This is a genomic window from Klenkia soli, assembly GCF_900103975.1.
Lineage (GTDB): Bacteria > Actinomycetota > Actinomycetes > Mycobacteriales > Geodermatophilaceae > Klenkia > Klenkia soli.
This window is the reverse complement of sequence record NZ_FNIR01000003.1, coordinates 374140-385311: the sequence shown is the minus strand read 5'-3', so window position 1 is coordinate 385311 and position 11172 is coordinate 374140. Positions and strand designations below refer to the sequence as shown.

Annotated in this window: 10 protein-coding genes and 1 rRNA gene; 8 read left to right on the top strand and 3 right to left on the bottom strand. The window is 76.7% G+C overall.

All coding sequences use genetic code 11. The features are described from left to right. Positions 1-200 precede the first annotated feature (200 nt). From rrf to BLS67_RS06775, 3 genes are all read left to right on the top strand, one after another. Positions 201-317: ribosomal RNA gene (gene rrf / locus BLS67_RS06790) — 5S ribosomal RNA — on the top strand. Between the two features lie 1289 nt (positions 318-1606). Further along, a complete protein-coding gene (locus BLS67_RS23700) occupies positions 1607-2683 on the top strand; it encodes a hypothetical protein (protein WP_207500371.1) in 1077 nt (358 codons plus the stop codon). Between the two features lie 84 nt (positions 2684-2767). After that, on the top strand, positions 2768-3178 hold the full coding sequence (locus BLS67_RS06775; RefSeq protein ID WP_091241806.1) for a single-stranded DNA-binding protein: 411 nt from the start codon (positions 2768-2770) through the stop codon (positions 3176-3178). Between the two features lie 6 nt (positions 3179-3184). Here the strand turns inward: BLS67_RS06775 and BLS67_RS06770 are convergent, their stop codons facing one another. Further along, positions 3185-4462, bottom strand: a complete 1278-nt coding sequence (locus BLS67_RS06770) for a DUF1015 family protein (RefSeq protein ID WP_091241803.1) — start codon at positions 4460-4462, stop codon at positions 3185-3187. A 75-nt stretch (positions 4463-4537) separates the two neighbouring features. Here BLS67_RS06770 and BLS67_RS06765 point away from each other — a divergent pair, with 75 nt between their 5' ends. Continuing rightward, complete coding sequence (locus tag BLS67_RS06765) at positions 4538-5632, top strand: HAD-IIA family hydrolase (protein WP_091242040.1); 1095 nt, start codon at positions 4538-4540, stop codon at positions 5630-5632. Positions 5633-5642: 10 nt separating this feature from the next. Here the strand turns inward: BLS67_RS06765 and BLS67_RS06760 are convergent, their stop codons facing one another. After that, positions 5643-5981: an SCP2 sterol-binding domain-containing protein gene (locus BLS67_RS06760; protein ID WP_091241799.1), complete on the bottom strand. Its 339-nt coding sequence runs from the start codon at positions 5979-5981 to the stop codon at positions 5643-5645. 157 nt (positions 5982-6138) lie between these two features. Here BLS67_RS06760 and BLS67_RS06755 point away from each other — a divergent pair, with 157 nt between their 5' ends. The 4 genes from BLS67_RS06755 to recN are packed head-to-tail and all read left to right on the top strand — an operon-like array spanning position 6139 to position 10006. After that, positions 6139-6339: a hypothetical protein gene (locus BLS67_RS06755; protein WP_091241795.1), complete on the top strand. Its 201-nt coding sequence runs from the start codon at positions 6139-6141 to the stop codon at positions 6337-6339. A gap of 28 nt (positions 6340-6367) precedes the next feature. After that, entirely contained in the window at positions 6368-7165 is a 798-nt protein-coding gene (locus BLS67_RS06750) for a TlyA family RNA methyltransferase (RefSeq protein WP_091241791.1), read from the top strand. Beyond that, a complete protein-coding gene (locus BLS67_RS06745) occupies positions 7162-8202 on the top strand; it encodes an NAD kinase (RefSeq protein ID WP_207500369.1) in 1041 nt (346 codons plus the stop codon). Before BLS67_RS06750 ends, BLS67_RS06745 begins: the two co-directional genes overlap by 4 nt. Further along, positions 8189-10006: a DNA repair protein RecN gene (gene recN / locus BLS67_RS06740; RefSeq protein WP_207500367.1), complete on the top strand. Its 1818-nt coding sequence runs from the start codon at positions 8189-8191 to the stop codon at positions 10004-10006. The genes BLS67_RS06745 and recN overlap by 14 nt, the downstream gene beginning before the upstream one ends. 43 nt (positions 10007-10049) lie before the next feature. Here the strand turns inward: recN and BLS67_RS06735 are convergent, their stop codons facing one another. Further along, positions 10050-10943, bottom strand: a complete 894-nt coding sequence (locus BLS67_RS06735) for a TetR/AcrR family transcriptional regulator (RefSeq protein ID WP_242653866.1) — start codon at positions 10941-10943, stop codon at positions 10050-10052. Positions 10944-11172 lie beyond the last annotated feature (229 nt).

The window sequence follows — 11172 nt, the reverse complement described above, 5'->3', positions numbered from 1 at the left end:
TAGGCCGGAGGTGGAAGCACAGCAATGTGTGGAGCTGACCGGTACTAATAGGCCGAGGACTTGACCAACAAACAACCTTTTACGTAATGCATGTCTTGCTCGCGTCCACTGTGCGGTTCTGAAAGCACGAACACACCCGTGTGTTCACACCGCCCCCACCCCCATTGACCGGGGTGCGTGGGTGGAAACTTTCACAGCGTTACGGCGGTCATGGCGAGAGGGAAACGCCCGGTCTCATTCCGAACCCGGAAGCTAAGCCTCTCAGCGCCGATGGTACTGCCCGGGGGACCGGGTGGGAGAGTAGGACGCCGCCGGACACCATTCCGACAAGGGGGTCAGAGCCTAGCTCTGGCCCCCTTGTTGCGTTGTGTGCACCAGTCCGGCCCCTGTCACCGAGACCCTCGTCCGGTGGCGTCACCGACGATCGATGAGGTACGACGACACCATGAGCTCCCCCCGACGAGGCAACGGCGGATCCGACGGCGGTCGCGGAAGGCCGTTCGGCACCGGGGGCGGTGGCCCGCGCGGTGGCCGACCGGTCGGTGGCCGACCGGCCGGTGATCGGCGGAACGTTGCCGGTCAGGGACGACCCCGGCCCGAGGGCGGCGCATCGTCACGTGACGACCGCGGTGCCCGGGGCGACGGCAACGGGCACACCGGGGGCGGCCGGCCCCAGCGTCCCGCCGGTGGTACCGGTGCACCGCGCCGCGACGGGGGCCCTGGCGAGCGCGGAGGAGCACCGCGCCGTGAGGGTGGCTGGCAGGACCGTCGTCCGGTCGGTGGTGGTGGTGGCGGTTGGTCACCGGGTGGCGGGCAGCGGCAGGACCGCCGACCGGCGACCGGTGGTGGGGCCCGCTCGGGACGCCCCGACGGTGGCAACGGCTGGCAGGACCGCGGCCAGGGCGCAGCTGGTGGGCGCGGTGGTGCGGGTCCGCGTCGCGACGGTGGTCGGCCGCAGCGACCGGGTGCGCAGGGTGGTCGTCCCGAGGGACGCGGGGGGTGGCAGGACCGTCGTCCCGCCGGTGACAGCCCCCGCGGGCCGGAGCGCCGTCCCGACACCGGTGGCCGTCCCGGTGGGGACGAGCTGCCCGGTGCGCGGGAGCGTGCCCGGCTCAGTGGTGACTGGCAGCCGCGGTACGGCCGATCCGGTCCGGCACGCTCCGCGCAGGACGGGGCTGGTCGTGGCGATCGGGCCGACGGTGCCGGTGGTCGTCCCTCCTGGCAGGACCGTCGTCCGGGCGGTGGGGAGCGCGCTCAGCAGGCTGAGCGGCCGTCGTGGCAGGACCGTCGTCCGGCTGGGGGAGACCGTGCTCAGCAGGGTGAGCGGCCGTCGTGGCAGGACCGTCGTCCGGCAGGGGGTGACCGCCCCCAGCACGGGGAGCGTCGTCCCTCCGGCGGCGACCGTCCGCAGCGGGATGACCGGCGGCCTGCGGGTGGGGACCGGCCTGCATGGCAGGACCGCCGGCCCGCGGCTGGTGGTCGCCCGGCGCAGGGTGAGCGGCCGCAGGGGCAGGAGCGTCGTCCCTCCGGTGGTGGCCGTCCGGCCCCGCAGGGTCGGGGACCGGCCCGTGGCGGCGACCGGCGCGACTCCGGTCCTCGCGGCGTGGTGGACGAGCGTCGCGCCTCGGGCCCGCCGATCCCCGAGTGGGCCGACCCGCAGCAGCTGGACGCCCCGGTGCGGCGGGCCCTGCGCGGCCTCGAGTCCCGCAACGCCGGCGTCGTCGGCCAGCACCTGGCGGCCGCCGGCGGCCTGCTCGACGAGGACCCCGCCGCGGCGCTGCTGCACGCGCAGGCCGCTCGCGAGCGTGCGTCGCGGATCGCCGTCGTCCGGGAGGCGGTCGGTGTCGCCGCCTACCACTCCGGGGACTTCGCCGAGGCTGCCCGCGAGCTGCGCGCCTACCGCCGGATGAGCGGGGACGACTCCTACCGCGCCGTCCTGGCCGACTGCGAGCGCGCACTCGGCCGGCCCGACGTCGCCCTGCGGCTCGTCGGCGAGGCGCTCACGGACGGCCCGGCTGCCGAGGAGGTCGTCGAGCTGCGGCTGGTCGAGGCCGGCGCGCGGCAGGACCTCGGTGAGCTGCCGGCGGCCGCGCTGGTGCTCGAGGCGGCCCTCGGTGGCCGTCCGACCCCGGACCAGCTCACCTCGGGTGACCTGGGGCAGCTCCGGCTGGCCACCGCCTACGCCGACCTGCTGGTGGCCCGTGGCGACGAGCAGCAGGCGCACATCTGGTTCGAGGCCGTCATGGCCGCCGACCTCGACGACGAGACCGGTGTGGCCGCTCGCTTCGACGACGTCGACATCGAGGACGACGCCGAGGACGACGCCGAGGCCGACGCCGAGGCCGATCTCGCGGGCCACGACCTCGGGCAGGGCGTCCCGGGCTCGGACGACGACGTCGAGGACGACCACTCCGCCGCCCCCGCTGACCCCGACGCGGCGGGTGACGGCTCGGTGGACGTCTCGGCGGAGGAGGCCGGCATCGGCGCCGACTACGACCCCGACGAGCAGGACGTCGAGGACGAGGTCGCCGAGCTGCTGGGCGAGATCCCGTCGCCCGGCTTCTCCGACGGGCAGACCGCGGAGCCGGTGACCCAGGTCCCGCCGCGGCCCCTGCCGGCCGACCAGTCCGGTCTGTTCGCCGCCCCCGGCGAGCGGCCGCAGCACGACGCACCGACGGACTGACCTCCGCCGTCCACAACCGCCGGGCCCGTCCACAGATCGTGGGCGGGCCTGGTGGTCGTCCGGGCGCGGAACCAAGCTGCCGGCATGAGCCGCACAGCCACCGATCCCGATCCCGCCCCCACCAGCAGCTCGCGCAACGACGTCGCGCTGCGCGGAGTGCTCGCCGTCCCGCCCGAGCTGCGCGAACTGGCCAGCGGCGACACGCTGCTGGTCCTCAAGCTCACCGTCCGCAGGCAGCCGCCGACCTCCCGCCCGGCGCGTCCCCGCGAACCCCGGCAGGACACGCTGACCTGCATCACCTACGCCAAGGCCCTCATCACCCGGTCGGCGACGTGGCAGCCCGGCGACGTGCTGGACGTCGAGGGCGCGCTGCGCCGCCGGGTGTGGCGCAGCCCGACCGGCGCGGCCGTCGCCCACGAGGTCGAGTGCCACCGGGTGCGCAAGGTCCGCGTCCCGGGGGCGCGGGGCGTGGTCGGCGACGCCGGCCCCGCCTGAGGCGGCTCAGTGCGGGAAGAGGACGAGGCCCGTCCGGGGTTTGGGCACGAACAGCGTCGACTTGCGCGGCATCCGTGCCCCGTCCCTGGCCACCGCGGCCACGTCGGCCGGGGAGGACGAGCGCAGCAGCAGGGCGACGCCGTCGAGCTCGCGGGCCAGCCGCAGGGCCTCGGGCACGTCGTGGGCGATCCGGACCACCGACGGGTCGTCGGGCAGCCCCCACAGCCCGGTGAGCAGCCCGTGGTGGGCCAGCACCACGTCCAGGGCCCGCCAGCTCACCGGGGCGTCGCGCGGGATGCGGCGGCGGACGGCGTCGTCGGGGGAGGAGAGCAGGAGCACACCCCGCCCGTCGGTGACCAGGAAGCACTCGGCGCCCGGTGCGCGCACCCAGGCCCGGGCGATCTCCTCGGCGTCGCCGTCGGCCGGGGTCACCGTGAACCCGGTGCCGGCGAGCCGGCCGGCCCGGGCGAGGTCCAGGCCCGGCACCACCCGGTGGATGGCCTGCACCCGCAGCCCGCCCGGTCCCATCGGGGTGAGCAGTGCGAGGACCCGGCCGGGTCCGCCGGCGGCGTGCGCGCGGGCGGCGGCGAAGCGGTGGTGGCCGTCGGCGATGACCGAGGCCACCTGGGCGAAGCCGGTCGAGAGCCGGTCCAGCGCCGCGGGGTCGTCGACCCGGCGCAGCTCGTGGCGCACCCCGTCGGCATCGGTGACCAGCAGGTCCGGCGGTCGGCGCACCGTGACCGCGGTGACCTCGGCGACCTCGGCGGAGGGGTCGTGGGCCAGCACGATCGGCTCCAGGTCGGTCTGCGTCGCCGCCAGCAGGGCCCGCCGCCCCTCGACCGCGGGGGCGAAGACGTCCTCGTGCGGGAGGACCGCGGTCGAGCCGTCGGGTGGCAGCTCGACCGCGCCGAGCCAGCCGACCGTCTCCTCGCCGTCCGGGCTGCTCATCCGGTAGCACCACAGCGCCGGTGCGGCATCGGTCACCAGCACTCCGTCGGCCCGCCAGGCCGCCAGCGTCCGTGCCGCCCGGGCGGCCGACCCGGTGTCGCAGTCGCCGATCGGGCTGCTCGTCTCGTCCTCGCCGGCGTCCGAGGTGCCGGGCAGGATCAGCCGGACCACGTTGTGCGGGTCGGCCGCGGCCAACCGCCGGCGGCCCGCCGCGGTCACCAGGTCGTAGGCGGGGGAGCTGACCCGGGCCAGCTGCTCAGGTGTGGCGACCGCGTAGGTCAGCGCCCGGAACGGGTGCACCCGCAGTCCGGGGCCGGCTGCGCTGGACGAGGGCATCCCGAGATTGTAGGAGCCGCTGCCCGCCCGAGGTCCGGGGTGCTCCCGTCCGGGGTGCTGTGGTCCGATCTCCCGGTGACCTCCGACGCGCCGCTGCTCGCCCACGGTTCCCCCGAGCCGCCCGACACCGCCCACGACGTCGCGCTCCTGGACCTCGACGGCGTCCTCTACGTCGGACCCGACGCCGTCCCCGGTGCGGCGGCAGCGCTCGAGCGCGCCCGCGCAGCCGGCATGCGGTTGGGCTTCGTGACCAACAACGCCGCCCGCACCCCGCAGGAGGTGGCCGACCACCTGACGCAGCTGGGCATGCCCGCCGAGCGCGGTGACGTGATCACCAGCTCGCAGGCCGCGGCCACCGTCGTCGCCGAGCGCTTCGGGCAGGGTGCGGCGGTGCTGCCGGTCGGCGGTGCCGGGGTGGCGACGGCCCTGCGGGAGGCGGGTCTGCGCGTGGTCGAGCGGGCCGAGGACGCCCCGGTGGCCGTCGTGCAGGGGTACGGGCGCGACGTCGGCTGGACCCAGCTCGCCGAGGCCGTGGTCGCCGTCCGGGCCGGAGCCGTGCACGTGGCGACCAACACCGACGCCACGATCCCGTCGCCGCGCGGGGTGCTGCCCGGCAACGGAGCCCTGGTGGGGGTGGTCGCCGCCGTCACCGGGCAGCAGCCGCTCGTCACCGGCAAGCCCGACCCGGCGATGCACGCCGAGTGCGTCCGACGCACCGGGGCGCGCAGCCCGTTGGTGGTCGGGGACCGGCTGGACACCGACGTCGAGGGCGGCCGTCGGGTGGGGGTGCCGACGATGCTGGTGCTCTCCGGCGTCACCACCCCGGCCGACCTGCTGGCCGCCCGACCGCAGGCCCGTCCGGACCTCGTCGCCGCGGACGTCTCCGGTCTCGACCACCCCCACCCGCCGGTGCGTGCGGTCGACGGCGGGTGGACCTGCGGTGCCTGGACCGCCATGGCCACCGACGGCGGGCTGGAGCTGACGCAGGCCGACGGCGGCACCGACGACGGCACCGACGGGGTCACCGACGACGGTCTCGACGGGTTGCGGGCCCTGTGCGTCGCCCACTGGGCTGACCACCCCGACGACGCCGCCCCAGCTCGGGTGCGGGCCGGGGCAGGCTCCGGTGCGGGTGGGTCGCTGGCCCGGTGGGGGCTGGGCGAGGGGTGAGCGCCCCGGGTCAGAGCAGCGAGCGCAGGCGCAGCATGTCGCGCAGCCCTGCCTCCAGCTTGACCCGGCCCGAGGCCCAGGCCGACCCGAAGGACAGCTCGCCGGACGTCAGCGCCAGCAGGTCGTCGCTGGAGGTGGTGATCCGGATGTCGGCCTTGGGCACGCCCGGTCCGGCGGGGACGGCGGCCATGTCCTGGGCGCTGCCGTTGACCAACCGGCCCTGCACGACCTGGTCGAGGTCGGTGATCCGGCAGGACACGGTGCGGTCCAGCCCGCTCAGCGCCGGGTTGGCGGCCAGGTCGCCGACGAAGCCCTCCAGGGCGGTCATGCACTGCTCGAGCGTGGCCACGGGAGCTGCCTCCATCGGGTTCGGGGTCCCGGCCGGCGTCGGGATCGCCGGGCACGCTACCGGGGGCCCTGGGCGGCCCGCGCCGTCGGCCGCGGCCGGTAACCTCGCAGGGGCCCCGGCCACCGGTCGGGGAGTCCGACGACGGGAGGGGCACCGGGTGAGCGCACCGCAGGCACGACCGCCCCGCCCCGGGGCCTGGCTGCCGTCGGCACCGCCCGCCGTCCCCCCGGCCGGGGCGGCCGACGGGGGCGCTCTCGGCACCGTGCTGCGCGACCTCCCGGTAGCCGAGCACGCCGACGTCCTCGCCGCCGAGCACGACCGCCTGCACCGGCTGCTCGCCACGATCGACCAGCTGTGAGGGCCTGCCCTCCCGGTCGGCGGCGCTGATGGCCCGCCGTGCCCGGCTGGACGCCGAGCTGGTCCGCCGATCCCTGGCCCGCTCGCGCGAGCACGCCCAGACCCTCATCGCGCAGGGGCGGGTGACCGTGGCCGGCCAGGCCGCCACCAAACCCGCCACGGGCGTCGAGGCCGGCACCCCGGTCGTCGTCCGCACCGAACCCGACGAACCGTCGTGGGTGTCCCGCGGGGCGCACAAGCTGATCGGCGCGCTCGACGGCCTCGGCGTGGCGGTCGACGGCCGCCGGGTGCTGGACGCCGGTGCCTCCACCGGCGGCTTCACCGAGGTCTGCCTGAGCCGAGGGGCGCGCCAGGTCGTGGCCGTCGACGTCGGGTACGGCGAGCTGGCCTGGTCCCTGCGCACCGACGACCGGGTGGTCGTCCACGAGCGCACCAACGTCCGCACGCTCACCCCCGAGGTGATCGAGGGCCCGGTCGACCTGGTGGTGGCCGACCTGTCGTTCATCTCCCTCCGGTTGGTGCTGCCGGCGCTGCTGGCCTGCACCCGGCCCGACGGCGAGCTGCTGCCCATGGTCAAGCCGCAGTTCGAGGTGGGCCGCGAGCGGTTGGGCACCGGCGGCGTCGTCCGCGACCTGGGCCACCGCGCCGAGGCCGTCACCGCGGTCGCCCGTGCGGCCCACGAGCTCGGCTGGGGCACCGCCGGGGTCGTCGCCAGCCCGCTGCCGGGCCCGGCCGGCAACGTCGAGTTCTTCCTCCACCTGCGGGCCGACGCACCGCCGCCGCAGCCCGACGCCATCGCCCGAGCAGTCCAGGAAGGCCCCCAGTGACCGCCGTACAGCCCCCCGAGAGCACCGCCTGCACCCCGGCCGACGGCGTCCGCCGGGTGCTCCTGGCCGTGCACACCGGGCGTGCCGACATCATCGACCTGGCCCGCACCTCCGCCGAGCGGCTCCAGAAGGCCGGGCTGGTGGTGCGGCTGCTCGACGACGAGGCGGCCGACCTCGGCATCGAGGGCGCCGAGGTGGTGCCCTTCGGCCCCGAGGCGGCCGACGGGGCGGAGGTCGTCATCGTCATGGGCGGCGACGGCACCTTCCTGCGCGCCGCCGAGCTGGCCCGGGCCACCGACGCAGCGCTCACCGGGGTGAACCTGGGCAAGGTCGGCTTCCTCGCCGAGACCGAGCCCGAGACGGTCGAGGAGACGCTGTCGGCGATCGAGCAGTGCGAGTACTCCGTCGAGGAACGGCTCACCCTGCAGGTCGACGTCTTCGACGCCGACGGCGTGTGGACCGGTGGCACCTGGGCCCTCAACGAGGCGTCGGTCGAGAAGGTCGAGCGCTCACGGGTGCTCGACGTCGTCATCGCGATCGACGGGCGGCCGCTGACCAGCTTCGGCTGCGACGGCGTGCTCGCCGCCACCCCCACCGGCTCCACCGCCTACGCGTTCTCCGCCGGCGGTCCGGTCGTGTGGCCCGACGTCGAGGCGTTGCTGCTGGTGCCCACGAACGCCCACGCGCTGTTCGCCCGGCCGCTGGTCACCTCGCCGGAGTCGGTGCTGACCGTCGGGGTCCCGGCCGACGGCACCCGCGCGCGGGTGTCCGCCGACGGCCGGCGCACCGTCGAGATCCCCCTCGGGGGCCGGGTCGACGTCCGGCGCTCCGACCGGCCGGTGCGCATCGCCCGGGTCCAGCCGCGCAGCTTCGGCGACCGGTTGGTGGCCAAGTTCGGGCTGCCCGTGCGCGGGTTCCGCGGCGGTCGGGGGCACGCCGGGCCGGGCCAGGAGCTCCCGCGCGCCCGCAACGTGCTGCTGCGCGACGACACCGCCGACGCCCGACCCAGGGACGAGGTGCCCGGTGCCCAGGCGTGAGCCGACCCGCCGCCCCGCTGCGGCACCCACCACGGCACCCGTCACGGCTGCGGTGCCGGCGCGCAACGGGGCGCTGGTCGAGCTGCACATCCACGGCTTGGGCGCGATCGAGGACGTGACCCTCGACCTCGACCCGGGGTTGACGGTCGTCACCGGTGAGACCGGCGCCGGCAAGACCATGGTGGTCACCGGTCTGAGCCTGCTCTTCGGTGGTCGGGCCGACCCCGGCCGGGTGCGCGCCAACGGTCGAGCCGGGGTCGAGGGTCGGCTGGCCCTGCCGGTCGACTCGCCCGTCTGGGCGCGCGCCGCCGACGCCGGGGCCGAGCCCGACGAGGACGGCACCCTCATCCTCGCCCGCACGGTCAGCGCCGAGGGCCGGTCCCGGGCCCACCTGGGTGGCCGCAGCGTGCCGGTGGGCCTGGTCGCCGAGCTCGCCGAGGACCTGCTGGCCGTGCACGGCCAGACCGACCAGCTGCGGCTCACCCGCCCGGCCGAGCAGCGCCGGGCGCTGGACCGCTACGCCGGCCCCGGTCAGCTCGAGCTGGTCGAGGCGCACCGGGCCGCCCACGCCCGCTGGCGGCAGCTGGCCGAGGACCTCGAACGCCGTCGCACCCAGACCCGCGAGCTGGCGCAGACCGCCGAGGTCCTCCGCCGCGGGCTGGAGGAGATCGCCGCCGTCGCCCCCCAGCCCGACGAGGACACCCAGCTCGACGCCCAGGCCGCCCGGCTCGGCGACGCCGACGCCCTGCGGGCCGCCGCCGACGAGGCCCGGCTGGCCCTGGTCGGCGACACCACCGGCGACCTCGGGGGCTCCGACGACGCACCGCAGGACGCCGTCTCCGCCCTGGCCGCCGGGCAGCGGGCGCTGGCCGCGGCCGGGGATCCGGACCTGCGGGCACTGGCGACGCGGCTGGCCGACGTCGGCGCCGTGGTCGGGGACGTCGGGGTCGAGCTCGCCGGCTACGTGGCCGACCTGGACGCCGACCCCGCCCGCCTCGCCGAGGTGCTCGACCGCCGGGCCGCGATCACCGCACTGGTCCGCAGCTACGCCGACGCGGGGGCCGGGGTGGCCGGGGTGCTGGCCTGGGCGCAGGACGCCGAGGAGCGGCTGGACCGGCTCGACGTCTCCGACGAGGCGCTGGAGAAGTTGACGGCGGAGCGGGACGCCGCGCGGGCGCAGCTGCGCGAGCTGTCGGCCCGGGTGACGGCGGGGCGCACCGCTGCCGCCGACGGGTTCGCCGCCGACGTCGGCCGTGAGCTGGCCGGGCTGGCCATGGCCGCGGCGCGGGTGTCGTTCTCCGTCGAGACCGACCCGGAGCACCCCGGCCCCGACGGCGCCGACGAGGTGGCGCTCCTGCTGGCCGCCCACCCGGGCGCCCCGGCCCGGCCGGTGCACAAGGGGGCCTCGGGCGGCGAGCTCTCCCGGGTGATGCTGGCCATCGAGGTGGTCTTCGCCGGGGCCGACCCGGTGCCGGTGATGGTCTTCGACGAGGTGGACGCCGGCGTGGGTGGTCAGGCGGCGGGGGAGATCGGCCGACGGCTGGCCCGGCTGGCCGGCGAGCACCAGGTCGTCGTCGTCACGCACCTGGCGCAGGTGGCCGCGTTCGCCGACACCCACCTGGTGGTGGACAAGAACGCCGACACCGGGGCCGGGGTCACCGCCACCGACATCCGGGCGGTGCGGGGCGAGGACCGGGTCCGCGAGCTGGCCCGGATGCTCTCGGGCCTGACCGACAGCGACACCGGCCAGGCCCACGCCCGAGAACTCCTCGAGAAGGCCCGGCGAGATGCTGGAACGGCCTGACCGCAGGGGCCCGCGGCGCGCGGAGCGTGTCGTGGGGGGGCGGTCAGGTCCTCTTCCTTTTCGAGTAGCTGGCCAGGCCGAACTGCAGCAGCGACAGCCCGCGCTCACCGCTGGCCCGCAGCTCGGCCACCAGGTCGGCGTGGCCGGCGGGCCCCCCGGTGGGGGACAGCACCCGGTCGCGGGCCATCTCCAGCAGTGCCTGGTACAGCCCCAGCACCGAGTGCGCCGCCAGCCACGGCTCGAGCTCACCGGGCGCCGCCCGGGTCTCGAGGGTGATCTGCTCGGCCAGGGCGTCGGTGAGCTGGCCGAGGATCTCCCGCTCGCGGACCTGCAGGGTCCGGGAGCCGCGGATGACCCGGGCCATCTCGGCCACGGTGGACGCGGCCGCGGGGTCACCGAGGCGGCTGCAGGCGGCGACGATGAACGTGCCGGCCGCGGCCGCCACCGACTCCCCGGCCGGACGGCGGCGGACGGCGTCCAGCAGGGCGGCCTGCATCGGCGGGTCGGCCTCGAAGACCAGGCCCTCCTTCACCGGGAAGTGGTTGAAGACCGTCTTCTCGACGACACCGGCCCGCTGGGCGATCTCCAGCACGCTGACGTGGTCGAAGCCGCGCTCGGCGAACAGCGCGGCCGCGGCGTCCACGATGGCCTCGCGGGTCTGCTGCCGCCGGACCTCGCGCAGGTTGACGCCCTTCTTCCGGCGCCGGGAGGCGGGCTTCGCCGCCGCCGGCGCGGCGGGCTCGGGCGGGTCGACCGGGGCGGGGCCGGGGGCGGGGTCGGGGGCGGGGTCGGGAGCGGGGACGTCGGTGAGCGCGAGCTCCACCTCGTCGGGCGCGGCCGCGCGGGCCTGGGCGCGGGCGTCGGCGGCGACGACGTCCTCGGGACGCTCGACTGCGGTCGCTGCACCGATCTCCGACCGGGTGGGGTCGGTCGGCACGGTCGCTGCAGCTCGCCCTGCCCGGGCCCCACCAGTCACCCGAACCACGCTAGAGGCCGCGAGGAACCGGTCCCGACGTGGTGCCGGAACCTGGACCGGCGTGTCGCGGCGGCCCGGTGTCGCTCACGATCCGTGACCGGACCGGTGCCGGATCGGGGTGCACGGTGGCCGCGCGGGGAGGGCCGGAGCGCGTCGGTAGGGGTCCGCGCGCGAGGGCCGTGCGACGATC